The organism is Arthrobacter sp. EPSL27, from assembly GCF_001512305.1.
Classification (GTDB): domain Bacteria; phylum Actinomycetota; class Actinomycetes; order Actinomycetales; family Micrococcaceae; genus Arthrobacter.
The window spans coordinates 510,277-535,300 of record NZ_LNUT01000003.1; the positions used below are offsets into that span (position 1 = coordinate 510,277).

General features: G+C 68.2%; 18 protein-coding genes. 12 read left to right on the plus strand and 6 right to left on the minus strand.

The features are described 5' to 3' along the window. Positions 1 to 75 precede the first annotated feature (75 nt). Positions 76 to 3,891, minus strand: coding sequence for a multifunctional oxoglutarate decarboxylase/oxoglutarate dehydrogenase thiamine pyrophosphate-binding subunit/dihydrolipoyllysine-residue succinyltransferase subunit (locus tag AR539_RS04350; protein WP_066432865.1), 3,816 nt, complete (start codon positions 3,889 to 3,891; stop codon positions 76 to 78). A gap of 338 nt (positions 3,892 to 4,229) precedes the next feature. Here AR539_RS04350 and AR539_RS04355 point away from each other — a divergent pair, with 338 nt between their 5' ends. The 8 genes from AR539_RS04355 to AR539_RS04390 all read left to right on the plus strand — a co-directional run bounded on the left by AR539_RS04355 (position 4,230) and on the right by AR539_RS04390 (position 13,536). Next, the gene (locus tag AR539_RS04355; protein WP_066432867.1) at positions 4,230 to 5,693 is read left to right on the plus strand and encodes a GuaB1 family IMP dehydrogenase-related protein; all 1,464 of its coding nucleotides are present in this window, start codon (positions 4,230 to 4,232) and stop codon (positions 5,691 to 5,693) included. A 246-nt stretch (positions 5,694 to 5,939) separates the two neighbouring features. After that, on the plus strand, positions 5,940 to 7,277 hold the full coding sequence (locus AR539_RS04360; protein WP_066432868.1) for a hemolysin family protein: 1,338 nt from the start codon (positions 5,940 to 5,942) through the stop codon (positions 7,275 to 7,277). Then, positions 7,274 to 8,338 (plus strand): hemolysin family protein, encoded by a 1,065-nt coding sequence (locus AR539_RS04365; protein WP_066432869.1) that lies wholly within the window; start codon positions 7,274 to 7,276, stop codon positions 8,336 to 8,338. Before AR539_RS04360 ends, AR539_RS04365 begins: the two co-directional genes overlap by 4 nt. Positions 8,339 to 8,474: 136 nt before the next feature. After that, positions 8,475 to 9,434, plus strand: a complete 960-nt coding sequence (locus AR539_RS04370) for a metal ABC transporter solute-binding protein, Zn/Mn family (RefSeq protein WP_066432870.1) — start codon at positions 8,475 to 8,477, stop codon at positions 9,432 to 9,434. A gap of 66 nt (positions 9,435 to 9,500) precedes the next feature. Next, positions 9,501 to 10,304 carry a metal ABC transporter ATP-binding protein gene (locus AR539_RS04375; RefSeq protein ID WP_066432872.1) on the plus strand — a complete coding sequence of 268 codons (804 nt, stop codon included), beginning with the start codon at positions 9,501 to 9,503 and terminating at the stop codon, positions 10,302 to 10,304. Beyond that, positions 10,305 to 11,195: a metal ABC transporter permease gene (locus tag AR539_RS04380; protein ID WP_066432873.1), complete on the plus strand. Its 891-nt coding sequence runs from the start codon at positions 10,305 to 10,307 to the stop codon at positions 11,193 to 11,195. A gap of 92 nt (positions 11,196 to 11,287) precedes the next feature. Further along, positions 11,288 to 11,917, plus strand: a complete 630-nt coding sequence (locus AR539_RS19280; RefSeq protein WP_066432875.1) for a TetR/AcrR family transcriptional regulator — start codon at positions 11,288 to 11,290, stop codon at positions 11,915 to 11,917. Next, entirely contained in the window at positions 11,914 to 13,536 is a 1,623-nt protein-coding gene (locus AR539_RS04390; protein WP_066432876.1) for an MDR family MFS transporter, read from the plus strand. The genes AR539_RS19280 and AR539_RS04390 overlap by 4 nt, the downstream gene beginning before the upstream one ends. Here AR539_RS04390 and AR539_RS04395 read toward each other — a convergent pair. Continuing rightward, complete coding sequence (locus AR539_RS04395; RefSeq protein WP_066432878.1) at positions 13,533 to 13,991, minus strand: Fur family transcriptional regulator; 459 nt, start codon at positions 13,989 to 13,991, stop codon at positions 13,533 to 13,535. The genes AR539_RS04390 and AR539_RS04395 overlap by 4 nt on opposite strands. 105 nt (positions 13,992 to 14,096) lie before the next feature. Between AR539_RS04395 and AR539_RS04400 the strand changes: the two genes are divergently transcribed. Further along, a complete protein-coding gene (locus AR539_RS04400) occupies positions 14,097 to 14,753 on the plus strand; it encodes an MBL fold metallo-hydrolase (RefSeq protein ID WP_066432880.1) in 657 nt (218 codons plus the stop codon). A 12-nt stretch (positions 14,754 to 14,765) separates the two neighbouring features. Here the strand turns inward: AR539_RS04400 and AR539_RS04405 are convergent, their stop codons facing one another. Beyond that, positions 14,766 to 15,860 (minus strand): PLP-dependent cysteine synthase family protein, encoded by a 1,095-nt coding sequence (locus AR539_RS04405; protein ID WP_066432882.1) that lies wholly within the window; start codon positions 15,858 to 15,860, stop codon positions 14,766 to 14,768. Positions 15,861 to 15,912: 52 nt separating this feature from the next. Here AR539_RS04405 and AR539_RS04410 point away from each other — a divergent pair, with 52 nt between their 5' ends. Further along, complete coding sequence (locus AR539_RS04410) at positions 15,913 to 16,785, plus strand: sulfurtransferase (RefSeq protein WP_066432884.1); 873 nt, start codon at positions 15,913 to 15,915, stop codon at positions 16,783 to 16,785. 182 nt (positions 16,786 to 16,967) lie between these two features. Here AR539_RS04410 and AR539_RS04415 read toward each other — a convergent pair whose 3' ends face one another. Together AR539_RS04415 and AR539_RS04420 are read right to left on the minus strand one after the other, a co-directional pair. Next, complete coding sequence (locus AR539_RS04415; RefSeq protein WP_157360927.1) at positions 16,968 to 18,521, minus strand: HNH endonuclease signature motif containing protein; 1,554 nt, start codon at positions 18,519 to 18,521, stop codon at positions 16,968 to 16,970. A 151-nt stretch (positions 18,522 to 18,672) separates the two neighbouring features. Next, positions 18,673 to 19,194 (minus strand): ASCH domain-containing protein, encoded by a 522-nt coding sequence (locus AR539_RS04420; protein WP_066432885.1) that lies wholly within the window; start codon positions 19,192 to 19,194, stop codon positions 18,673 to 18,675. A gap of 130 nt (positions 19,195 to 19,324) precedes the next feature. Between AR539_RS04420 and AR539_RS04425 the strand changes: the two genes are divergently transcribed. Together AR539_RS04425 and AR539_RS04430 are read left to right on the plus strand one after the other, a co-directional pair. Next, on the plus strand, positions 19,325 to 20,479 hold the full coding sequence (locus tag AR539_RS04425; RefSeq protein WP_066432886.1) for an NAD(P)-dependent alcohol dehydrogenase: 1,155 nt from the start codon (positions 19,325 to 19,327) through the stop codon (positions 20,477 to 20,479). After that, positions 20,476 to 20,904 (plus strand): HIT family protein, encoded by a 429-nt coding sequence (locus AR539_RS04430; RefSeq protein ID WP_066432887.1) that lies wholly within the window; start codon positions 20,476 to 20,478, stop codon positions 20,902 to 20,904. The genes AR539_RS04425 and AR539_RS04430 overlap by 4 nt, the downstream gene beginning before the upstream one ends. 6 nt (positions 20,905 to 20,910) lie before the next feature. Here AR539_RS04430 and hrpA read toward each other — a convergent pair whose 3' ends face one another. Beyond that, positions 20,911 to 24,936: an ATP-dependent RNA helicase HrpA gene (hrpA, locus tag AR539_RS04435; RefSeq protein WP_066432892.1), complete on the minus strand. Its 4,026-nt coding sequence runs from the start codon at positions 24,934 to 24,936 to the stop codon at positions 20,911 to 20,913. Positions 24,937 to 25,024 lie beyond the last annotated feature (88 nt).

A 25,024-nucleotide genomic window follows, 5' to 3' on the forward strand; every position in this document is an offset into this window, starting at 1 on the left:
GCGGGACAAAGCCGGTTAAACAACGCTGCCCGGCCGGAGTTGCGTGTTTCAATCTCCGGCCGGGCAGCGTTGGCGTTACTTGCGTGCGAATGCCTGCTTGAGCAGCGCGTCCTGCTCGGCCGCGTGCCGCTTCATGGATCCGGCCGCGGTGGAAGCCGAGGCAGGCCGTGAAACGAGGCGGACCCGGCGGTCCAGCGCGTCCGGCAGGTTGAGGCCGATGAACGGCCACGGGCCCTGGTTGGCAGGCTCGTCCTGGGCCCACACCACGTCGGCGTTCGGGTACTTGGCGAGCTCCGCGGCAATCTCGGCCGCCGGCAGCGGGTACAGCTGCTCGACGCGGACGATCGCCGTGGTCTTGTCGCCGGTCTTCTGCCGGGTGGACAGCAGATCGTAGTACAGGCGGCCGGAAACCAGCAGCACACGCTCGACGGCGTCGGCCTGCAGTTCCTCGTGCTCGGGGATGACCGGCCGGAACGTGCCGGTGGTGAAGTCCTCGACGGACGATGCCGCTGCCTTGAGGCGGAGCAGCTGCTTCGGCGTGAAGATGATGAGCGGCTTGCGCGGCCGGCTGTACGCCTGGCGGCGCAGCAGGTGGAAGTGCGACGCCGACGTCGTGGGGTTGGCCACGATCATGTTCTCTTCGGCGCACAGCTGCAGGAAGCGCTCGATCCGGGCGGACGAGTGGTCCGGGCCCTGGCCTTCGTAGCCGTGCGGCAGCATCAGCACGAGCGAGGAACGCTGGCCCCACTTCTGCTCGGCCGAGGAGATGAACTCGTCAATGATGGTCTGCGCACCGTTGACGAAGTCGCCGAACTGCGCCTCCCATAGCACCAGAGCGTCGGGGCGTTCCACGGAGTAGCCGTACTCGAAGCCCATGGCCGCGTATTCCGAGAGCAGGGAGTCATAGATCCACAGCTTGGCCTGGTCGTCGGAGAGGTGTGCCAGCGGCAGCCACTCGTCGCCGTTGGCCCGGTCGTGGAAGACGGCGTGGCGCTGCACGAACGTGCCGCGGCGCGAGTCCTGGCCGGCAAGCCGGACCGGGACGCCTTCCATGATGAGGGAGCCGAACGCGGCCAGCTCGCCGAAGCCCCAGTCGATGCCGCCTTCGCGGGACATGACTTCGCGCTTCTCCAGCAGCTGCTTGAGCTTGGCGTGGACCGTGAAACCCTCGGGGATGTCCACGTGTGCCCTGCCGATGCGCGCCAGCGTCTCAGCCGAAATCGCCGTGGACGCGGGGGCGCTGATGCTCGAATCGGACTGCTGGGCCATGGGCCGCTCCAGATCGGAGACCGCGGCGGAATCCGCGGTGATGATCGGAATCGGGGAGGTCTGCGCGGCATGGGTCTCCGCGAAGACACGCTCCAGGCGTTCCTGGTAGTCGCGCAGCAGCTGCTCGGCTTCTTCCTCGGTGATGTCACCGCGGCCGATCAGGGATTCTGTGTACAGCTTGCGGACCGAACGCTTGGCCTCGATCAGGTTGTACATGAGGGGCTGCGTCATCGAGGGGTCATCGCCCTCGTTGTGGCCGCGGCGGCGGTAGCAGACCATGTCGATGACAACGTCCTTGTGGAACCGCTGGCGGAACTCGTAGGCGAGCTGGCCGATGCGGACCACGGCTTCCGGGTCGTCGCCGTTCACGTGGAACACCGGCGCCTGGATCATCTTGGCGACGTCCGTGGAGTAGGTGGACGAGCGTGACGAGGACGGTGCGGTGGTGAAGCCGACCTGGTTGTTGACCACGATGTGGATGGTGCCGCCGGTGCGGTACCCTCGCAGCTGGGAGAGGTTGAGCGTTTCCGCCACCACGCCCTGGCCGGCGAATGCGGCGTCGCCGTGGACCATGATGGGCAGCACGGGGAAGGCGTTGCCCTGGTCGAGGCGGTCCTGCTTGGCGCGGACAATGCCCTCGAGGACGGAGTCCACGGCCTCCAGGTGCGACGGGTTGGCGGCGAGGTAGACCTTGGTCTCCTTGCCGTTGTCCGACGTGAAGGTGCCCTCGGTGCCGAGGTGGTACTTGACGTCGCCGGAGCCCTGCACGGAGCGGGGGTCCTGGGTGCCTTCGAATTCGCGGAAGACCTGGGCGTAGGTCTTGCCGGCGATGTTCGTGAGCACGTTGAGCCGGCCGCGGTGGGCCATGCCGATCGCCACTTCGTCGAGTTCGTCGTCGGCCGCGTCGGAGATGATGGCGTCCAGCAGCGGAATCAGGGACTCGCCGCCTTCCAGGGAGAAGCGCTTCTGGCCGACGAACTTCGTCTGCAGGAACGTCTCGAAGGCCTCGGCCGCATTGAGCTTGGAGACGATGCGCAGCTGCTCGTCCCGGCTCGGCTTGGAGTACGGGTGCTCGATCTGGTCCTGGAACCACTTGCGCTCGGCCGGGTCCTGGATGTGCATGTACTCGATGCCGGCGGTGCGGCAGTAGGCGTCGCGGAGGACGCCGAGGATGTCACGGAACTTGAGCATCGGCTTGCCGCCGAAGCCTCCGGTGGGCCATTCGCGGTCCAGGTCCCACAGGGTGAGGCCGTACGTCAGGACGTCGAGGTCCGGGTGCTTGCGCTGGACGTACTCGAGCGGGTCGGTGTCCGCCATGAGGTGGCCGCGGACGCGGTAGGCGTGGATGAGCTGCTGGATCCGGGCGACTTTGTTGATCTCATCGGCCGGGTCCACCTGCAGGTCCGGGCTCCAGCGCACCGGCTCGTACGGAATGCGCAGGGACTCGAAGATCTCATCGTAGAAGTTCTGCGCACCGAGCAGCAGCTGGTGGACCAGCTTCAGGAACTCGCCGCTGCCGGCACCCTGGATGACGCGGTGGTCATAGGTGGAGGTCAGCGTGAGGACCTTGCTGATGGCGTTCTGCGCGATGATCTTCTCGCTGGCGCCCTGGAACTCGGCGGGGTAGTCCAGTGCACCGACGCCGATGATGGCGGCCTGGCCCTTGGACAGGCGCGGCACCGAGTGCACCGTGCCGATGCCGCCCGGGTTGGTCAGGGAGACGGTGGTGCCGGAGTGGTCATCGGCGGTCAGCTTGCCGGTGCGGGCACGCTTGATCAGGTCCTCGTAGGTGTGCCAGAACTCGGAGAAGTTGAGGGTCTCCGCTTTCTTGATGTTCGGCACCATGAGCAGGCGGGTGCCGTCGGGCTTGGGCATGTCGATGGCGATGCCGAAGTTGACGTGCGCCGGCTGGACGGCGACGGGCTTGCCGTCGATCTCGTCGTAGTAGACGTTCATCGAGGGGAACTGGGCCAGGGCGCGGATGACGGCGTAGCCGATCAGGTGCGTGAAGGAGACCTTGCCGCCGCGGGCGCGGGCCAGGTTGGAGTTGATGACCACGCGGTTGTCGATCAGGAGCTTGGCCGGAATGGCGCGCACGCTGGTGGCGGTGGGAACTTCCAGGCTGGTGACCATGTTGGTGGCAATGGCCTTGGCCGGGCCGCGGAGGACGGAGACGACGTCCTCTTCCGGCGCCGTCGGGGCCTTGATGTTCTTGGGCAGCTGTGCCGGGATCGGCGCCGTGCCGGGGCCGGCGTCCGAAGTTTTGGAGCCGTCGCGGGCAACGGTGGCGGGAGCCTTCTTGGCGGCGGGAGCGGCGGGGGCCGCAGCGGCGGGGGCGGCCGGCTGCGCTGCCGGTGCCGGTGCTGCGGGGGCTGCCGGCTGCGCTGCCGGGGCCGCGGGAGCTACAACCGGAAGTTCGCGGGTGGCGGGGTGCGCAACTGTCGCTGCGCCTGAGGCTCCGTTAGTGGCGGAACTGTCTCCGGCGTCAAAGGATTCGAACAAGGGCCACCACTTGGCATCCACCGTGTTCTTGTCCTGCTGATACCGCTCGTACAGTTCGTCAACGAGCCACTCGTTTCCGCCAAATTCCTCTGGTAGACGGTGGCTAGGCTGCTCTGGCACTTGAATTACGCCTCTTCCATGAGTTTGATTCCCGACTGGTTTCACGGTGCCGCATCACGACGGATGAACCAGTCTCCACGTCCAGTGAACCCAGACCCATGCCAGTCTAGTGACGATTCTTGCCAAACCGCCAATAAGGGTGACTCAAATCATCAAGTCGTCTTAAACCGCCGCCGCGGCAGGTCAACCGGGCCCCCTGGAGCCCGGGCGGCGGCGGTCGGAAAGCCTCGCTACAATCGCTGTGAGAACCCGTGAGCGCGTCCCGCCCTCTTCGCCGGGCAGCAGTGTTTCAAGCACCGGCAGCGTTTGACGGATCAGCAGCTTTATAAGGAGCAACCGTGCGTTTCCTGACCGAGCCCACCACAGACCTGACCTACTCGGACCTCTTTCTGGTGCCGTCCCGTTCCGGGGTGACCTCGCGGCTCGACGTGGACCTCGCCGCGGACGACGGGACGGGTTCCGCCATCCCGCTCGTGGCGGCGAACATGACCGCGGTGACCGGCAAGCGCATGGCCGAGACCATGGCCCGGCGCGGCGGACTGGCAGTGCTGCCGCAGGATGTGCCGCTCGACGTCATCCGGGACGTTGCCGCCTGGATCAAGGCCCGGCACACCGTCCTCGAAACCCCGGTCACGCTCTCCCCGGGCCACACCGTCATTGATGCCCTGCACCTGATGGGCAAGCGTCCGCACGGGGCCGTGGTGGTGGTGGATGACTCCGGCGCGGTGGCCGGCGTCGTCCGGGCCGCTGACTGCGAGGGGCAGGACCGGTTCGCGTCGCTCGCCTCGGTGATGCGGCACCAGCCGCTGGTGCTGGACGCGGCCACGCTCGACGGCGGTTCCGGCGCCGGAGCGGACCAGGGCCTGCGGGCGGCTTTCGACGCGATGGACACGGCCGGGACCGACCTGGCGCCCGTGCAGCGGGACGGCGTCCTGGCCGGTGTCCTTACCCGCAAGGGCGCGCTGCGCTCCACCCTTTACCGGCCGTCGCTGGATAAGGCCGGCCGGCTCAAGGTGGCCGCCGCCGTCGGGATCAACGGCGACGTCGCCGGGCGGGCAGCGGAACTCCTGGCCGCCGGTGTCGACGTGCTGGTGCTGGACACCGCGCACGGCCACCAGCAGAAAATGTTTGATGCCCTGGCCGCCGTCAAGGCACTCGACCCCGGTGTTCCCGTGGTGGCGGGGAACGTGGTCACGGCCGAGGCGACCAGTGAACTGATCCAGGCCGGGGCGGACATCGTCAAGGTCGGCGTCGGGCCCGGCGCCATGTGCACCACGCGCATGATGACGGCTGTGGGCCGGCCGCAGTTCTCCGCGGTGCTGGAATGTTCAGCCGCCGCCCGGGCTGCCGGCGGCCGCGTCTGGGCCGACGGGGGCGTCCGATACCCGCGCGACGTGGCCCTCGCCCTGGCGGCCGGCGCCAGCCAGGTCATGATCGGGTCCTGGTTTGCCGGCACGCATGAAAGCCCCGGGGACCTGCAGCAGGACGCCGGCGGGCGGCAGTACAAGGAAAGCTTCGGCATGGCGTCCGCCCGCGCCGTGCAGAACCGCAACCAGCGCGAAGGCGCCTTCGAGAAGGACCGCAAGGCCCTGTTCGAGGAAGGCATCTCCACGTCGCGGATGTTCATCGATCCGGCCCGGCCCGGCGTCGAAGACCTGCTGGACATGATCACGGCCGGACTCCGCAGCTCCATGAGCTACGCGGGGGCGGCGGACCTTGGCGCGTTCCGGGAGCGCGCTGTGGCAGGGATCCAGTCCGCTGCCGGATACGAGGAAGGCCGGCCGGTGCCGCAGAGCTGGTGAGGCGTGCTGCTCCTGTAGACTGAGCTTCTTATGGACAGTAAATCTAGGTGCCGGCCTGGGGGCTGTCAGCGGGGAACGGACACCGTTCCCGCGCAGTCTTCCCGAAGAGCCGGCAAACCCCGTTCACGCGCCCATCACTCTCCGGCAGCAGGTTCCTCCCAAACCGGTTCCTGCCAGGAACCAGGGTCGGCTCCGGCCGACCATCCTCCGCCAGGCGCTGCCGGCGGCCCGGAAGCGGGCCGCTAAATGGAGTGGATCCTTCTCGCAGCGGGCCTGCTGCTCGTCCTCGGAACCGGCTTCTTCGTGGCCGTCGAATTCTCGCTCGTCGCCCTTGACCAGGCCGCCGTCCAGCGGGCCGTGGATGACGGCGACACCGCCGCCGTACCCCTGCTCAAATGCCTCAAATCCCTGTCCACGCAGCTCTCCAGCTGCCAGCTGGGCATCACCATCACCACGCTGCTCACCGGCTACGTGATGGAGCCGTCGGTCGGCAAACTCCTGGAAGGCCCGCTGGCCGCCCTGGGGCTTCCGGAGGCCGCGATCTCCTCGGTCTCGCTCATCCTCGCGATGGCCTTCGCCACGCTGCTCTCCATGCTGATCGGCGAGCTGGTGCCAAAGAACATGGCCATTGCGCTGTCGTTCCAAGTGGGCAAGGCCCTGGCCCGGCCGCAGCTGATCTTCACCGCGGTTTTCAAACCCGCCATTGTGGTACTCAACGGCTTCTCCAACAAGGTGCTCAACATCTTCGGCCTGGAAGCCAAGGAGGAGATCTCGGGGGCCCGCACCCCTGCCGAGCTGGCCTCCCTCGTCCGCCGGTCGGCGCAGATGGGAACACTCGACGCCGGCACCGCCAACTTCATCGACCGGACCCTGAAGTTCTCCGGCCGGACGGCAGCGGACGTAATGACGCCCCGCATCCGGGTTGAGACCATCGACGGCCACCAGCCGGTGTCCGACATCGTCGACGCCGCACGCCGCACCGGCTATTCACGGTTCCCCGTGATCGGGGAATCCGCGGACGACATCCGCGGCGTGGTGCACATCAAGAAGGCCATCGCCGTCCCGTCGGACCGGCGCGCCAACCTCGAAGCAGGTGCCATCATGACGGACGTGCTCCGGGTGCCCGAGACCATCCACCTCGACGCGCTCCTCGCGGAACTGCGTGAAGGGAACCTGCAGCTGGCAGTGGTCCTGGACGAGTACGGCGGAACCGCCGGCATCGCCACGCTCGAGGACCTGGTGGAGGAAATCGTCGGTGAAGTCGCCGACGAGCACGACAAGGTCCGGCCGGGGCTGCTGCAGAGCGCCTCGGGGGACTGGTACTTCCCGGGCCTGCTCCGCCCGGATGAACTCTCCGAACAGATCCCGGGCCTGACCGTGCCCGACGAGTCTCCCTACGAAACGGTGGGAGGCTACGTCATGAGCCAGCTGGGCCGGATCGCAGCGGTCGGTGACACGGTCGACGTCGGCGGCGGCACCTTGAGCGTCACCCGCATGGACGGGCGGCGGATCGACCGGATCTGCTTCAAGCCGGCCCGTACCGTGGACGGCGGCCAGCCCGCCGGTCAGGTCGGTGCCGCATGAGCGACTGGGCCGGAATTCTGTGGCTTGTGGTGCTGCTGCTGGGCAACGCCTTCTTCGTGGGCGCCGAGTTTGCGGTCATGTCCGCCCGGCGCAGCCAGATCGAGCCCCTTGCCGAGGCGGGTTCCAAGCGCGCGCAGACCACCCTGCGCGCCATGGAGAACGTGTCGCTCATGCTGGCGTGCGCGCAGCTGGGCATCACCGTGTGTTCGCTGCTCATCCTCCAGGTGGCGGAACCGGCAATCCACCACCTGATGGTGGTCCCGCTGGAAGCCGTGGGCATCCCGGCGGAGGTGGCGGATATTGCCGCGTTCGCCGTCGCCCTGCTGCTGGTCACCTTCCTGCACGTCACCATCGGCGAGATGGTCCCGAAGAACATCTCGGTGTCCGTGGCGGACAAGGCGGCCCTGCTGCTGGCGCCGCCGCTGATGTTCATCGCCCGCGTGGTGAAGCCGGTGATCGTCGCCCTCAACTGGTCCGCCAACCACATCCTGAAGCTGATGCGGATCGAGCCCAAGGACGAGGTCTCGTCCTCCTTCACCTTGGAGGAGGTGCAGTCGATCGTGCAGGAATCCACCCGACACGGGCTTGTGGACGACGACGCCGGACTGATCACCGGGGCCCTGGAGTTCTCGGACCAGACCGCCTCCAAGGTGATGGTGCCGCTGGACAAGCTGGTGATGCTCAAGGCTGCCACCACGCCGGTGGAATTCGAAAAGGCCGTGAGCCGGACCGGGTTCTCCCGCTTCCCGATGCTGGACGATGACGGAATGCTCTCCGGATACCTCCACATCAAGGATGTGCTCACCATTCCGGACGCGGCCTACCACCAGCCCATCGCGGAGAGCAATATCCGGTCCCTGGCGAACCTGTCCATGGACGACGAGATCGAGAAGGCCATGTCCGTCATGCAGCGGACCGGATCACACCTGGCCCGCGTCATCGGACCGGGCGGCAACACCCAGGGCGTGCTGTTCCTCGAGGACGTCATCGAGGAACTGGTGGGCGAGATCAGGGACGCCACCCAGGCTACCGGCTACCGGAGGCTCGGCCAAGAGCAGTAGCGGCGGACAATAAACGGCGCACAGCAGCGGCGGGACCATCGGGTGTAGCCCTAAATAGGAATCATTCCCATTTAGGGCTACACTCGGATCAGTTGCTATTGCTCTTGATTCTCAATAACAGATCCGAGGTTTTCCCGTGCGCCGTCCTGCTGCCCGACCCATCGTTGCCGTTCTCGCCGGCCTGAGCGTGCTCCTGACGGCCTGCGGCCAGGCGGGGGAGAGCCCGCGGGGCAGCGCGGAAGACGGAATTGTCGACGTCGTGGCGTCCACCAGCGTGTACGGCGACATCGTCAGCAGCATCGGCGGCGACAAGGTGCGCGTCAATTCCATCATCACGCGCACCAGCCAGGACCCGCACTCCTACGAAGCCACCACCCAGGACAAGCTGGCGGTCTCGAAGGCTGAACTGGTGGTGGAGAACGGCGGCGGGTACGACGGCTTCATCCACAAGCTGGCCGACGATACGGGGCTGGACCACGGCAACGTCCTGAACGCGGTGGAGCTGTCCGGGCTGGTCCCGGCGGAGGAAGCCGGCGCGTCGCACGACGCCGAGGAGCACGGCCACGCCCATGAGGGCCTGAACGAGCACGTCTGGTACAGCCTGCCCGCCATGGAGCGCCTGGCGGATGCCGTGGCTGCCAAGCTGGGTGAGCTCGAACCGTCCTCCGCCGAAACGTTCCGCAGCAACGCCGCAGAGTTCAAGGACTCGCTCGGTGTCCTCGACACCCGGCTTGCGGACATCAAGGCCTCCGCCGGCGCGGCGCCCGTTGCCGTGACGGAGCCTGTGCCGCTGTACCTGCTCGAGGCGGCCGGCCTGGAGAACCAGACGCCGGCAGAGTACACCGCCGCCATCGAGGAAGACGCCGATGTTTCCCCCGCCGTGCTGAAAGCCACCACCGACCTGATGGCGTCAGGCAGCGTCAGGCTGCTGGCCTACAACCAGCAGACCGAAGGCCCGCAGACCGTCGCGGTCCGGGAGGCGGCCAACGCGGCCGGCGTCCCTGTGGTGAACTTCAGCGAGACGCTGCCGGACGCAAAATCGTACGTGCAGTGGATGACGGACAATGTCGACAATATTGCCAAGGCCCTGGCCTAAGATAAGCGGGACAGCGTCAGCAGGCTCCGCGCAGAATTCGAGGAAAACAAAAAGGTGACACCCGTAGTGAGCCTCCGAGGGGCCTCCCTCGCGTTCGGTCAGCGGACGCTGTGGGAGGGCCTCGATCTGGACATCAATCCGGGTGAGTTCTTCGCAGTCCTCGGCCCCAACGGCAGCGGCAAAACGACATTCCTCAAGGTGCTGCTGGGGCTCCAGGAGCTGAGTTCCGGCACCGCCACCCTGGCTGGCCGGCCGGTCCAGCGCGGCAACCGCGGCATCGGCTACATCCCGCAGCAGAAGTCCTTCGACCCGGACACGCCCCTGCGCGCCCGCGACCTCGTGGGCCTCGGCGTCGACGGCCACCGCTGGGGAGTCCGGCTCGGCGGGGCCCGGATCAACCGGCGGATCGACGAGCTGCTCGAGCTTGTCGGGGCCGCCGACTACGCCAAGGTTCCGGTGGGCCAGCTCTCCGGCGGAGAGCAGCAGCGGCTGCGGGTTGCGCAGGCGCTTGCCGCCGATCCCAGCGTGCTGCTCTGTGATGAACCCTTGCTGTCCCTGGACCTGCAGCACCAGCAGGCCGTCAGCGCCCTGATCAACAAGCAGTGCCACGAGCAGGACAGCGCCGTGGTGTTCGTTACCCACGAGATCAACCCGATCATGGACTACGTGGACCGGGTGCTGTACCTGGCCGGCGGACGGTTCCGGGTCGGCCCGCCCGAAGAGGTCATGACCACTGAGGTGCTGTCGGACCTGTACGGCAGCCACGTTGAAGTGATCAAGGCCAACGGGCGGCTCATCGTCGTCGGGCTCCCGGATGCCACCACCCACCACCACGAGGACGCCCATGCAGTGGCGGGGGAGGTGGGCTAGATGGATCTGGACAGCCTGCTCAATTCCGTCTTCAACTTCGAGAACTACGGCGACCTCCTGGTGCTGGTCCAGAACTCCCTCTGGGCAGGCGCGGTGCTGGGGCTGCTGGGCGGACTCATAGGAACCTTCGTGATGAAGCGGGACCTGGCGTTCGCCGTGCACGGGATCTCCGAACTTTCCTTCGCGGGCGCGGCCTTTGCCCTGCTGATCGGGGCTGACATCATCCTGGGCTCGCTGTTCGGATCCGTGGTGGCGGCGCTGCTGCTGGGCGTGCTGGGCGTCCGTGCCCGGGACAAGAATTCGATCATCGGCGTCATCATGCCGTTTGGACTGGGCCTCGGCATCCTGTTTCTCTCCCTCTATGAGGGGCGTGCGGCCAACAAGTTCGGCCTGCTGACCGGCCAGATCGTCTCCGTCGGCACCGTGCAGCTGCAGGTCCTGGCGGTCGCCGCGATCACCGTGATGATCGCCCTCGTGGCCATCTGGCGGCCCCTTAGCTTCGCGAGCGTGGACCCGGACGTCGCCTCGGCCCGCGGCGTGCCCGTGCGGGCCCTCGCCCTCGGCTTTATGCTGCTGCTGGGCGTTAGTGTGGCGCTGTCCATCCAGATTGTCGGCGCCCTGCTGGTGCTGGCGCTGCTGATCACCCCCGCGGCGGCCGCCATGCGCGTGACGTCATCGCCGCCACTGGTTGTGGTCCTGAGTGTCGCGTTTGCCGTCACGGCGACCGTGGGCGGCATCCTGCTGGCGCTGGGCGGGCGGATTCCCATCAGCCCCTATGTCACCACACTGTCCTTCCTGATCTACGTTGCCTGCCGGATCATCGGCGGCATCCGGGCCAAGCGCGGACTCAACGGGAGGGTGGTCCGGCCGCACGCGGCGACGGCCGCCTGAGCCCGCAGGCGCGTTCCGCCGTCGGGGGCCAAAGTTGCGCGAGTGCAAGTATGCACTTGTGCATAGATTGCAGTCATGCAAATATTGAGGTCATGACTGCCGCCGTTTCGATGCCCCTCCGTGAGCGCAAAAAAGCCGAGACGTGGACGGCGCTCCATGAGGCGGCCGCATCGCTCGCCCTGCAGCACGGCGTCGAGCAGACCACGGTTGAGGCCGTCGCAGCCAGCGCGGGCGTTTCCCCGCGGACCTTCTTCAACTATTTCCAGGCGAAAGAAGACGCCATCCTGGGCCTGCGGGAGCCGGTCCTGGATGCGGCGCTTCTCTCTGAGGTCTCCCTTGCAGCGGACGATCTGGCGGGCCAGGTGGCGAACCTCCTGATGGCCGTCGCCACAACGGCCCTCGGGGGCGAGGACCGGGTGCGCCGCCGCCAGCTGATCGCCCGGGACCCCCACCTGGGCCGCCGCCACATGGACTACATGGTCAAGGCCGAGAACTTGGTCTGCCAGGGACTGGCCGGCCTGCTGGCACAGGATCCCGGCTGGGCGGCCGGCGCCGAAGGGTTCAGCCCGGAGGAATCGGCGCGCATGCTGGTCATGCTCGCCGGCGTCCCCATCCGCTTCAAGATCACCTCCGCCGATTTCGACCCCGTCGAGGGGCTCTCCGCGGAAACCCTCCAGCCCTCGCTGGCACTCCTTCACCACTTGCTAAGGAAACTCTCATGACCACGCACACTGCCCCCTCCACCGGACCGGCCGGGGAAAAGCAACACATGGTGCTGCTCTTCGTGGGCCTGATGCTCTCGATGCTTCTGGCAGCGCTCAACCAGACCGTGCTCAGCACGGCCCTGCCCACCATCGTGGGCGAACTCAACGGCGTCAGCGACATGCTCTGGGTCATCACCGCCTTCATTCTCGCCTCCACCATCACCATGCCCATCTACGGCAAACTCGGCGACCTGATGGGACGCAAGTCGCTGCTGATTGCCGCGATCATCCTGTTTATGATCGGGTCCGTCATCGGCGGCCTCGCCAACGACATGGGCGTGCTCATCGTCGCCCGCGTGGTGCAGGGCCTCGGCGGCGGCGGCCTGATGATCCTGTCGCAGGCCGTCATCGCCGACGTCGTCCCGCCCCGCGAACGCGGCAAGTACATGGGCATGATGGGTGGCGTCTTCGCCATCGCCTCCGTTGCCGGCCCCTTGCTGGGCGGCTGGTTCACCGAAGGGCCCGGCTGGCGCTGGGTGTTCTGGATCAACATTCCGCTCGGCCTGCTGGCACTCGCCGGAGCCGTCTTCTTCCTGAAGCTTCCCAAGCACAGCGGAAAGCCCCGGCTGGACTTTGGCGGCATGGTGCTGCTGGCGGTCGCGACCACCTGCCTGGTGCTGTTCGCGACCTGGGGCGGCGGCAAGTACGAATGGAACGATCCGATCATCCTGGCCCTGATCGCAGGCACGGTTCTCAGCGCGGTCGCGTTCGTTCTGGTGGAGCGCCGCACGGCCGAGCCGATCATTCCGCTGCACCTGTTCAAGGACCTCAACTTCAACCTGTCCACCATCGCCGGCCTGCTGATCGGCGTCGCGATGTTCGGTGCGATTGGCTACCTGCCCACCTATCTCCAGATGGCGTTCAGCGTCAACGCCACCGAATCCGGGCTGCTGATGATTCCGATGATGGGCGCGCTCCTGGTGGCCTCGGTGGTCTCCGGGCAGCTGGTCAGCCGCACGGGCCGCTACAAGTGGATGCCGATTGCCGGCGGCGTGCTGGTGGCCATCGCCCTCGTGCTGCTCTCCACCCTCAAGCCGGAAGCGCCGCTCTGGGAAATCTGCGCCTACCTGGCCGTGATGGGACTGGGGCTGGGCCTGAGCATGCAGATCATGGTCCTGATTGTGCAGAACTCGTTCCCGCTGCGCGAAGTCGGGACCGCCACGGCGTCGAACAACTTCTTCCGGCAGATCGGCGCCACCCTCGGCTCCGCCGTCGTGGGCAGCCTCTTCGCCAGCCGGCTGGCCGAGCTCCTCGCCGAGCGGCTGCCGGCCGCGGCCACCGGGGGTGGCACCCCGGGAGGAGCGAACTCGCTGACGCCGGCCCTGGTCAGCCAGCTACCGGCGCCGGTCAAGGAGGCCGTCATTTCCTCCTACAACGACGCGCTGACGCCCATCTTCATCTGGATGGTGCCGCTGGCGCTGGCCGCCGCCGTGCTGATGTGCTTCGTCAAGCCCAAGCCGCTGGCCACTGCCATTGAGCACGACGTCCTGTCCGAATCCATCGCGGAGGGCAACATCCTCATCACCGCCGACGATGCGGACGAGACGCTGGCTCCTGCCGGCCGTCCTAAGGGCTAGGCGCCGCTCCGGGCGGTGCAGTCCGGGCACAGCCCGAAAATCTCGACGGTGTGTTCCACTGCGGTGAAGCCGTGCTCGGCCGCCGTCCGCGCGGCCCAGGCCTCGACGGCGGGCGCCTCGACTTCCACGGCCTTGCCGCAGCTGCGGCACAGGAGATGGTGGTGGTGGCCGGTGTCGGCACAGCGCCGGTACACGGCCTCGCCGTCGGCGTTCCGGAGGACGTCCACCTGGCCCTCGTCCGCGAGGGACTGCAGGATCCGGTAGGACGTGGCGAGGGACACCGAGGTGCCGCGGTCCTGCAGTATGCGGTGCAGTTCCTGGGTGCTGACGAAATCTGTCAGTTCGTCCAGGGCGGCGCTGACCGCCAGCCGCTGCTTGGTGACCCGCTGCTCCTTGGCCGCGGCGGGTGCCGGCGCCGTGGTCCGGCGGCCGGCGGCTGTGGCGCCGTGGGACATCGTGGAACTCGCTTCACTGGTGGTCTCGGTACGGGGTGGTGGCAAGGTTCCAGATTACCAGCCGGCCCCGTGGACACCGCCGGTGCAGGACCCTAGGCTGGCCAGATGTTGCTGACGAAGTTTACGCATGCGTGTGTCCGGCTGGAGCAGGACGGCAGGGTGCTGGTCTTTGATCCGGGGAACTTCTCCGAGACGGATCAGGCCCTCGCCGGCGCGGACGCAGTCCTGGTCACCCACGAGCACCCGGACCATATCGACGTCGACGCTGTCACCGCCGCCCTGTTGGCTGACCGTTCCCTGCAGCTCTTCGCGCCCGCCGGGGTCGCGGAGCAACTGCGCGGGAAGGCGCCCGACGCCGGGCAGCGGATCCATACGGTGGCCCCCGGCGAGGACTTTGAAGCGGCAGGGTTCTCCGTCCGGTGCTTCGGCGGCCAGCACGCGGTGATCCATCCGCAGATTCCGGTGGTGGCCAATCTCGGCTACTTCGTGGATTCGAATGTCTACCACCCGGGGGACTCGTTTGTTGTGCCCGACGGCGTGGAGGTGCAGACGTTGCTGGTGCCGATCCACGCACCGTGGAACAAGATCGGGGAGGTGGTGGACTTCGTGATCGGCGTCCGCGCCCCGAAGGCCTTCCCCATCCACGACGCCTTGCTCAACGAGAACGGACGCGGGCTGGTGGAGGGGCACGTGACCCGGTTCGGCGCCAAGTACGGCACCGAGTACCGGCACCTCTCCAGCGGCGACACGGTGGACGTCTAGAACCGTCCGGGCCTAGGCTGGCCAGGTTCCCGTGGCGAAGAATTCCCGGATGGCCGCTTCATGCGGGGCGGGGTCCAGGCCCTGGGACTTGAGCCATTCCGGGCTGTAATAGTTCCCGGCGTAGCGGTCACCGCCGTCGCACATCAGCGACACCACGCTGCCCCGGCGGCCCTCCCTGATCATCTCCGCGATGAGCTGCCAGACGCCCCAGAGATTGGTGCCGGTGGACGGGCCGGCGTGCAGGCCGGCGTACTCGTGCAAATGCCGCATTGCAGCCACCGAGGCAGCGTCGGGGACCTGGACCATGTGGTCGATGACGGCCGGCACGAAGCTGGGTTCCATCCGGGCCCGGCCGATCCCCTCAATCCTGGACGGCTGGCCCGCAGCGGGGGTCCCGCCGCCGGACGGTCCGCGGCTCTCCAGCCAGCCGGGGTAAAACGCCGAGTTCTCCGGGTCCACGACGGCGAGCCGGGTGTTATGGCGGTGGTAGCGGAGGTAGCGGCCGATGGTGGCGCTGGTGCCGCCAGTGCCGGCGCCCACCACGATCCAGCGGGGGATCGGGTGCTCCTCAAGGGCAAGCTGGCCAAAGATCGATTCGGCGATGTTGTTGTTGCCGCGCCAGTCCGTTGCACGCTCGGCGTAGGTGAACTGGTCCATGTAGTGGCCGCTGGTGCGCCGGGCGAGGTCTGCGGCGGCTTCGTAGACCTCGGAGGCATGATCCACCAGCAGGCAGGAGCCACCGAACTGCTCGATCAGGGCGATCTTCTCGCGGCTGGTGGTCCGGGCCATCACGGCGATGAACGGCAGCCCGAGCAGCTGGGCAAAATAGGCCTCCGAGACGGCGGTGCTGCCGCTGGAGGCCTCCACGATGGTGGTGCCTTCAGAGATCCACCCGTTGACCAGCCCGAACAGGAACAGCGAGCGGGCCAGGCGGTGTTTCAGGCTGCCGGTCCGGTGCGTTGACTCGTCCTTGAGGTAGAGCTGCACGCCCCAGTGTTCCGGCAGCGGGACCGAGTACAGGTGCGTGTCCGCGGACCGGTTGTTTTCGGCGTTGATGCGGCGGATGGCCTCGTCGGCCCAGGCCCGGTCCTGCTGCAGTACTCTCATCACCGCACCAGCCTACCCGCGGGGGCGGGGCCCCACTGGATAGAGTGGGCGGATGCAGACCCTCATGGACGTTGCCACCCTCAAGGACCGCCTGGACGGAGCCGCGGCCACCGGCCGGCGGACGGTATTGCTGGATGTGCGGTGGGCCCTCGGCGACCCGCGCGGCCGGGAGCACTACCTCGCGGAGCACCTGCCCGGTGCCGTCTTCGTGGACCTTGCCACCGAACTGGCCGGGTCGGCGGACCCGAGCCGCGGCCGCCACCCGCTCCCGTCCCCTGAAGCGTTCCAGGCATCTGCCCGGTCCTGGGGCATCCGCAACGGCGACGCGGTGGTGGCCTATGACGACAGCGGCAACCTGGCCGCCGCCCGGGTCTGGTGGATGCTACGGAACGCCGGCCTGCAGGAGGTTTACCTGCTCGACGGCGGACTGGCCGCATGGCGCGCGGCGGACTTCGACGTCGACAGCGGCGAACAGCACGTGGAGCCCGGCGATGTGGTGCTCACGGACGGTGGCCTGCCCGTGGTCGACGCCGGGCAGGCAGCCTCCTGGGGGCGGCAGGGACTGCTGCTCGATGCACGGGCTGGGGAGCGGTACCGCGGGGAATTCGAACCCGTGGACCCGCGGGCGGGCCACATCCCGGGAGCGGTCAGCGCCCCCACCACCGACAATCTGGGGGCCGACGGCAAGTTCCTGCCGGCCGCGGCACTGCGGGAACGGTTCACCGGACTCGGGGTGCGCTCCGACGTGCCCACCGCCGTTTACTGCGGCTCCGGGGTCACGGCAGCCCACGAAATTGCCGCGCTTGCGATCGCCGGATTCCCCGCCGCACTGTATCCGGGGTCCTTCTCGGAGTGGTCAAACAACGAATCGAACGACGTGGTGACCGGAGCCGAGCCGTATCCGGCCGGAGATGCGGCGCGGTAGACCGCCGTGCGCAACGGGCCGGTGTTCCGGTGCTGGCCGTTCCCGCATGACGGTCCAGCCCGGTTACTCCCTTTTTTGAACGCAGCTCCACCCCAAAAACCGCGGGATTCCGAGGTTCTTGGGCGGGGCGGCGGGAAGCGGCACCGAAGTAACTGGGCTGGAATGTGCGCATGAATGCTCCGTTAGGCCGCGGGCAGGACAGACCTGCGTCTGCATCTGTCGGCTTTCAGGTGGTGCCGCAGTTTGCGGCGGTGACGGCTGGTGTCTGCCGTGCCGGGTGTGGCCTCGGCGGCGCTGGCCAGGGCCGGGTTGGTGAACCGGCTGCCGGTTACAGGGGTGCCGGGGAGGGGTGGTGCGGTGGAGTGGTAGGTGTGGCCGGTGGGGGTGGTGACTTGGAGGGTGTGTCTGGGGCCGGGGCGTGGCCTGACGGTCCAGCCGGGGGTTTCTTTGGTGTGGTTGCAGGCTTCGCAGAGCCCGGCGCCGTTGGCGGCTGTGGTGGGTCCGCCGTGGTGCCAGGGGGCGATGTGGTCCAGATGGCGGATGGGCGCGTCGCAGTAGGGGGTGCGGCAGGTGCCGTCGCGGGCGGTGATGAACCTGCGGAGGCCGGGCGGGAACAGCCGGGCCCGGGAGTCCAGCGCAACCAGTTCCCCGGTGCCCGGCGCGGTGTAGAGCCGCCGGAGACAGAGGGTCAGGTCCGCGTGCGGGTCAGCGTCGGCGCCCGCATCCGTTTCTGTTTCCGTTCCGAGATCCGATCCCGGGTCGGTTGGCGCGCGTCCAGTCCCGTCTCCGCGGGTTCCCGCGCCGCCGCCGGCAGTTCCTGCCGTGTTTTCTGGTCCGGTGCGGGTGCCGGCCGCCTTTCCTCCGCTGAGCAGTTCCCGGGCCCAGCCGGCGGGGACGATGCCGTAGCCGGGGAGCCTGGCGGGTTCCGGGTCTCCCTTCAGGAGGGTGCGGTCGGTCATGATGAGCTGGATTTCGATGCCGGTGATCCCGCCGCGGGTGCCGGTGGTCCGTTCGACGAGGGCGTCGGCTTTGAGCTGGCCGCGGGTTCGGGGGTCTCCGGCGGCGCGGGCGGTGTCGGCGTACCGGGTCAGCGCTGCGTACACGGCGACCCCGGCGGAGGCAGGCAGAAGGGCGGTGAGGTAGCACATGGTGTCCGGAGCCGGGCGGAGCGTCACGGTCCGTTCGGTCGCGGCGTGGGCGGCACGCTGGGTGACGGTGCGCGGGTCCCGCCGGTACGCCGCGGCCCGCGCCGCGGCGATGATGGCCCGGTCCCCGGCACCGTCGAACGTCCCCGTGTCCGCGGCGAGTTCCTCATCGACGGCGGCCCGGTCCGCCGCGGTCAGCGCGGCTGTTTCCTTCACGAGCAGAGTGGCGCGCCATTCGTTGACCTGCCCGGCCTCCAGCGCCGCCAACGTGTGCGGCATCTCCGTGACGAGGGCTTTCGCCAGGCCCAGGAGCCGGCCGCCCTTGGCCGGGGACTCACGCCGGGCCAGGGCAATCTGCGCCGCGACCCCGGCACCGAGTTCGGCCGCCGGCACCCCCGCGGCGGCTTGTTCGCGGCGCTGGACCAGATCAAACTCGACGGACAACCGCGCCTGCCGCGCCGACAGGGCAGACTTCGCGTCCTCCAGGGCCCGGATCTCAGCAATCAACCCAGCCCCGGACGACTGGGCGCTTTCCCGACCGACCTCGTGCGAATCCGGCACGTCCGGACCGTTGGCGGCCACCCCCGGCATGTCCGGGTTGATGCCCACCCACGGCACGTCCGCGACCGTCCCGCCCGCCGGCCGAACTGCCTCTGGATCCCGCCTGTTCTCCATGATTCAAGGCTAGTTTCGACCTCCGACATTTAACGGAACGCCGGGAGCGAAGGACAGAAAGGGCGGCCTACTGTCGCGGGGTGCGGGCGTCGGCGTACTCGGGCGGCCACACCACGTCGAAGCGTTCGAACACGATCTCATCCGATTCCGACCATTCACGGCCGCCGGCGGCGGCAACACGCGTCCAGTACCGGCGGTGCTCGCGCTGCCAGCTGTCCAGGGACAGGTCATCCTCACCCTCGTCCCGGGCGAAGGCCGCGTCGGCGCTGGTGAACGGCCCGATGCGGAGTTCCGTGCTGCGGATGATGATGCGGGGCACCCCGTCGCCGTCGCACGCTATCCAGTGGGATCCGATCCGGGGGACCTGGTCGCCGCGGGCGATGAAGTCCGCGACGAGTTCCGCCGTCGCGCGCTTTCTTCCGCTGAGGACGAGGCCCAGGAGTTCGTTGGCCAGCCGCTGTGAATCACCGAAGTGTTCCACCGTGTACTCCGGCGACGCGGCAACAGCGCCGGGGCAGGCGGCGGCGTAGGCCGCCCACATTCGATCAGCTGCGAAAGAATCGACCGGGGCGACGGGAAGGGATTGCATCTGCCTATCCTTGCAGGCGCGCGGCGGAAGATGTCCGCATTCGACGCCGGGCTGCCTTCGCGCCGGGCGGCATTCAATCCGGGCGCGCTTCCGGTTGGATAACTCCCGCCGCCCGGGTTAGCGTCAACTCATGACTCCTGGACGCCCCGTACCGCCGCCCCTCGCCAAGCCCCTGCCTGATCTCGGCTCACCGGACGCCGCCGGAGGCGCGCGCCTCGCTGCCGCTTATGGCGCGACAGCGACCGACAGCGGCCTGGTTCCCCTGACCGTCGCGCGCCGGGAGCCCAAAGCGGACGACGTCGAGATCGCCATCGAATACTGCGGGCTCTGCCACTCGGACGTCCACGCCACCCGGGGCGAGTGGGGCAACCAGAACTACCCGCTGGTCCCTGGCCACGAAATCGTGGGCCGGGTCAGCCGCGTCGGCTCCGCCGTCGAGGACTTCACCCCGGGTGAGCGGGTGGGAGTTGGCTGCATGGTCGATTCCTGCCGCGAATGCGACAGCTGCCTCGACGGCCTGGAGCAGTACTGCGAAAACGGCATGACCGGCACCTACGGGGCCAAGGACCGCCGTAACGGGGACGCCATCACCCAGGGCGGCTACGCCACGTCCATCGTCGTGGACCGCCGCTACGTGCTGCACGTCCCGGAGAACCTGGACCCCGCCGCCGCGGCGCCGCTGCTGTGCGCCGGCATCACCACGTACTCGCCGCTGCGCCACTTCGACGTCGAGGAGGGCGACGTCGTCGGCGTCGTCGGGCTGGGCGGCCTGGGGCACATGGCCGTGAAACTGGCCAAGGCCATGGGCGCCGAGGTCAAGGTGTTCACCACGTCGGCGTCCAAAATCGCCGCGGCCCGGGAACTCGGCGCGGACGACGTGATCCTCTCCAGCGACGAGGCCGCGATGGATGCCGCGAACCGGAGCATCGACGTCATCATCGACACCGTCGCCGCGCCGCACGACCTCAACCCGTACTTCCGCACCCTGCGCGTGGACGGGGCCCTCTTCCAGCTCGGGCTCCCCTCGGAGGGCATGCCGCCGGTGAACCCCGGGGCGCTGATCCGGCGCCGCATCGCCTACGCCGGGTCGCTGATCGGCGGCATTGCGGAGACCCAGGAGATGCTGGACTTCTGCGCAGAGCACGGCGTCACCTCCGACGTCGAGGTAGTGGCCGCGGACCAGCTGAACCAGGCCTACGACCGCATGGTGGCCGGCGATGTGAAGTACCGTTTTGTCCTGGACACCAGCACCCTCGGAACACCCTCGGAAAGGGCAGACGCATGAGCACTCTCTTCACCCGGATCATCAACGGAGAGATCCCCGGCCGCTTCGTCTGGCGGGAGGACGACGTCGTGGCGTTCCTGACCGTGGGCCCGCTCGCCGACGGCCACACCCTGGTGGTCCCCACCCAGGAAGTGGACCGCTGGACGGACGCGTCCCCGGAGCTGCTGGCCCGGGTGATGCAGGTGGCGCAGAAGATCGGCGCCGTCCAGGTTGACGTGTTCGGCGCGGCGCGGGCAGGCCTGATCGTGGCCGGCTACGAGATCAACCACCTGCACGTCCACGTGTGGCCGTCCAACACCATGGCGGACTTCGACTTCGGCTCCGTGGATCAGAACCCCGATCCGGCGCGGCTGGACGCCAACGCCGAGAAGCTCCGCGAGGGCCTCCGCAACGCCGGGCACGCCGCCCACGTTCCGAAGGCCTAGAACCAGCTACGCCGGCGCCAGCGCCTTGTTCAGCACGGCCCGGATCCGCTTTTCGGACACCGAATAGGCCGTTCCGAGTTCGACGGCGAAGAGGCTCACCCGCAGCTCTTCGATCATCCAGCGGACCTGGGTTAACTCGGCGCCGGCCCGCCGGCCCGGAAGCAGCGCGGAGACGGCGTCGTCGTAATCGTCCTCCAGCGCCTGCACGGCCGCCATATGCTGGGCGTCCCGCTGGACGTTGGTGGGCAGTTTCTCGAGGCGCTTCTCAATCGCGGCGAGGTACCTGGGCAGCTGGCTGAGCTGGGCGTAGCCCGTGCGTGCCACAAAACCGGGAAACACCAGCTGCTCCAGCTGGCTCTGGATGTCGTTAAGGGCGCTGATCAGGGCCAGGCTGGTGGTGCCCTTGAGCGCCTTCTCGATCCGCCGGGTGCTGGCCAGGATCCGCTCCACAATGGCCGTGACGGTGAAGACCGTGTCGATCAGGTCCGCCCGGACAGTCTCGTACAGCGCGTTGAAGGACCCCTCGTCCCAGGGCAGCTCCGCCGGGGTGAGCTTGTCGATGGCCGCCAGGGCGCAGTCCGCAATCAGTGCCGTGACGGAGCCGTGCGGGTTCTGGCTGAACGTCAGCTTCTCGGTGTTGTTCAGGTGCTCCAGGACGTAGCGGTCCGGCGGCGGCACCTTCAGGGCCAGCAGCCGGATGACCCCGCCGCGCATGGCCGCTTCCTGCTCCGACGCGGTCTGGAACAGCCGCAGGGCCACGGACTTCCCCTCGTCCACGAGCGCGGGGTAGCCGGTGACGGTATGCCCCTTCACCGTGCCCTGGACCTGGCGCTGCAGCGTGCCAAAGGACCATGAAGTCATTCCGGCCTGTTCCGCGAACCCGGTTGCGGCAGTGGCGGACACCGCGGGCCCGGCAGGAGCCGCGCCGCCTGCCGCCGTGCCGCCTGCCTTGGCACCGCCCGCCGTAGCACCGGACCTGCCGTTCGCGGCGGGCCCCGTGGTGGCGGGCGTGGCGCCCAGCGACTCGGCGATTGCCCGGCGTGTCTGCGGTGCCAGCCGCTCCTGCAGGGCAGTAAGGTCCTTGCCCTCGTCCAGCACCTTCCCCTGGGAGTCCACCACGCGGAAGCTGACCCGCAGGTGGGGCGGGACGGCGTCCCAGTTCCAGGAGTTCGGCGGGATGACCTGGCCGCGGAGCCGGCGCAGGACGAGCTCAAGGGAGGCCTCCAGTTCGTCGGTGGCCGGATCGAAGTCCGCCTCGAGGGCGGCGACGGCCTGCCGGGCCACGTCCGGTGCCGGCACGAAGTTCTTGCGCACCTGCTTGGGCAGCGACTTGATCAGCGCCGTGACCAGCTCTACGCGCTGGCCCGGAATCAGCCAGCGGAAGGCCGCGTCGTCGAGCTGGTTCAGGAACAGCACGGGCACTTCGGCGGTGACGCCGTCGGACGGGTTGGGCGGCGAGCCGGGGGCCACCGGGTGGAACTCGTAGGTCAGCGGCAGCTCGAAGCCCTTGTGCAGGAGCGTTTTCGGGTAGGCCGAGTCGTCCAGGGCGTCAGCGTCCTCGCTGATCAGCAGCGCCTGGTCGAAGTCGAGCAGGGCAGGGTCCTTCTGCCGCGCGTCCTTCCACCACTTGTCGAAGTGCCGCTCGGAGACAACGTCCTTGCCGATCCGCGCGTCGTAGAACTCGAAAAGGGTCTGGTCGTCCACCAGGATGTCCCGCCGCCGCATGCGGGCCTCAAGCTCCTCCACCTCGTGCAGGAGCGCCCGGTTGCGGTGGAAGAACTTGTGGTGCGTCTGCCAGTCACCCTCCACCAGGGCGTGCCGGATGAACAGCTCCCGGCAGAGCTCCGGCTCCACCTTGCCGTAGTTGATGCGGCGGCTGGGAATGATGGGCACGCCGTACAGCGTGACCTTCTCATGGGCCATCACCGAGCCCATCTTCTTGGACCAGTGCGGTTCGCTGTAACTGCGCTTGACCAGGTCCGGCGCCACCTGCTCGACCCACAGCGGATCGAACTTCGCGGCCACCCGGGCCCACAGCCGGCTGGTCTCCACCAGTTCCGCGGCCATGACGAACGTGGGGGACTTCTTGAACAGGGCCGACCCCGGGAAGATCGCGAAACGGCTGCCCCGGGCGCCGGCGTACTCGCGCTTGCGCTCGTCGAGGATGCCCACATGGCTCAGCAGGCCCGAGAGCAGGCTGATGTGGATGCCGTCGTGGTTGCCCACGGGGTCCGCCAGGCGCTTGTTGTCCAGGCTGATGCCCAGCGGCCGGGCCAACTGGCGGAGCTGGGCGAACAGGTCCTGCCATTCCCTGACACGCAGGTAGTTGATGAACTCGTTGCGGCACAGCCGCCGGAAGGCGGTGGAGGAAAGTTCCTGCTGTTTTTCCTGCAGGTAGTTCCACAGGTTCAGGTACCCGGTGAAGTCCGAGTTCTCGTCCCGGAACCTTGCGTGCTTCTCCGCGGCGAGCTGCTGCTTGTCGGTGGGACGCTCGCGCGGGTCCTGGATGGTGAGCGCCGCCGCCAGGACCATGACCTCCCGGACGCAGCCGCGCTTGCCGGACTCGACAATCATCCGGCCCAGCCGCGGGTCCACCGGAAGCTGGGCGAGCTGCTGCCCGACGGCGGTCAGCCCGCTTCCGCTTCGTCCGCCGCCGGCCCGGCCGGAACCCCGCCGCTGCCCGCCGCCGTCGGCCGGTTCCTGCGGGCGCGCGGCGCTCAAGGCGCCGAGTTCGCGCAGGAGCGTGACGCCGTCGTTGATGGCCCGGGAGTCCGGCGGCTCCACAAACGGGAAGTTCTCGACGTCCTTCGGCCCCCGTGCCACGCCCATCGCGGTCATCTGCAGGATGACCGCTGCGAGGTTGGTGCGCAGGATTTCCGGATCCGTAAACAGCGGCCGGGACTCGAAGTCCTCTTCGGAATACAGCCGGATGGCGATGCCGTCGGAGACGCGGCCGCATCGCCCGGAGCGCTGGTTGGCGGAGGCCTGGGAGACCCGTTCGATCGGCAGGCGCTGGACCTTGGTGCGGTGCGAGTAGCGGGAGATGCGGGCCGTGCCCGTATCGATCACGTACTTGATGCCGGGAACCGTCAGGGAGGTCTCGGCGACGTTGGTGGCCAGCACGATCCGGCGCTTGCTGCCGGGATGGAACACCTTGTGCTGCTCCTGCAGGCTCAGCCGGGCAAAGAGGGGGAGGACCTCGGTGCCTGCCAGTTTGCGGTTGGACTGGATACGGGCGTTGAGCGCCTCGGCCGCGTCGCGGATCTCGCGTTCGCCGGAGAAGAAGATGAGGATGTCGCCGGGGGCTTCCTGCGCGAGCTCGTCGACGGCGTCGCACACGGCATCTAGCGGGTCGCGGTCCTCCTCAAGTTCGTCGTCCGCGGCGGCGCCTTCGCCGTCGCCCTCTGCGGCCCCGCCGGCCGGCTGGGACAGCGGGCGGTAGCGGATCTCCACCGGGTAGGTGCGGCCGGAGACCTCGATGATGGGGGAGGGCTCCTCCTCGCTGCCGAAGTGCTTGGCGAAGCGCTCCGGATCGATGGTGGCCGAGGTGATGATGATCTTCAGGTCCGGCCGCTGCGGCAGGATGCGCTTGAGGTAGCCGAGGATGAAGTCGATGTTGAGGCTGCGCTCATGCGCCTCGTCGATGATGATGGCGTTGTATTTGCGCAGCAGCTTGTCGCGCTGGATCTCGGCCAGCAGGATGCCGTCGGTCATGAGCTTGACCTTGGTGCTGCGGCTGACCTCGCCGGTGAAGCGGACCTGGAAGCCCACCTCCTGGCCGATCTCGACGCCGAGTTCCTCCGCGATGCGTTCGGCGACCGTGCGGGCGGCCAGCCGCCTCGGCTGCGTGTGGCCGATGAGGCCGTTCTCACCCAGCCCCAGTTCCAGGCACATCTTCGGAATCTGGGTGGTCTTACCGGAGCCGGTCTCGCCGGCGATGATGGTCACCTGGTTGGCCGCGATGGCGGCCATCAGGTCCTCGCGGCGCTCGGAAACCGGCAGCTCGGCGGGGTAGGAGATATGCAGTGTCATGGCTGCAACACAGTCTACTGGGAACAGTGCGCCGCGGCGGTCCGGGCAAAAAGATGCCCGGCCCCCTGACGGGACCGGGCAGCGGGTG

Coding starts and splice junctions, on each gene's coding strand:
- AR539_RS04360 (WP_066432868.1), top strand. CDS start 5,940: ATGGAGTGGATCCTTCTCGCAGCGGGCCTGCTGCTCGTCCTCGGAACC.
- AR539_RS04365 (WP_066432869.1), top strand. CDS start 7,274: ATGAGCGACTGGGCCGGAATTCTGTGGCTTGTGGTGCTGCTGCTGGGC.
- AR539_RS04380 (WP_066432873.1), top strand. CDS start 10,305: ATGGATCTGGACAGCCTGCTCAATTCCGTCTTCAACTTCGAGAACTAC.
- AR539_RS19280 (WP_066432875.1), top strand. CDS start 11,288: ATGACTGCCGCCGTTTCGATGCCCCTCCGTGAGCGCAAAAAAGCCGAG.
- AR539_RS04390 (WP_066432876.1), top strand. CDS start 11,914: ATGACCACGCACACTGCCCCCTCCACCGGACCGGCCGGGGAAAAGCAA.
- AR539_RS04395 (WP_066432878.1), bottom strand. CDS start 13,991: ATGTCCCACGGCGCCACAGCCGCCGGCCGCCGGACCACGGCGCCGGCA.
- AR539_RS04400 (WP_066432880.1), top strand. CDS start 14,097: ATGTTGCTGACGAAGTTTACGCATGCGTGTGTCCGGCTGGAGCAGGAC.
- AR539_RS04405 (WP_066432882.1), bottom strand. CDS start 15,860: ATGAGAGTACTGCAGCAGGACCGGGCCTGGGCCGACGAGGCCATCCGC.
- AR539_RS04410 (WP_066432884.1), top strand. CDS start 15,913: ATGCAGACCCTCATGGACGTTGCCACCCTCAAGGACCGCCTGGACGGA.
- AR539_RS04415 (WP_157360927.1), bottom strand. CDS start 18,521: ATGCCGGGGGTGGCCGCCAACGGTCCGGACGTGCCGGATTCGCACGAG.
- AR539_RS04420 (WP_066432885.1), bottom strand. CDS start 19,194: ATGCAATCCCTTCCCGTCGCCCCGGTCGATTCTTTCGCAGCTGATCGA.
- AR539_RS04425 (WP_066432886.1), top strand. CDS start 19,325: ATGACTCCTGGACGCCCCGTACCGCCGCCCCTCGCCAAGCCCCTGCCT.
- AR539_RS04430 (WP_066432887.1), top strand. CDS start 20,476: ATGAGCACTCTCTTCACCCGGATCATCAACGGAGAGATCCCCGGCCGC.
- hrpA (WP_066432892.1), bottom strand. CDS start 24,936: ATGACACTGCATATCTCCTACCCCGCCGAGCTGCCGGTTTCCGAGCGC.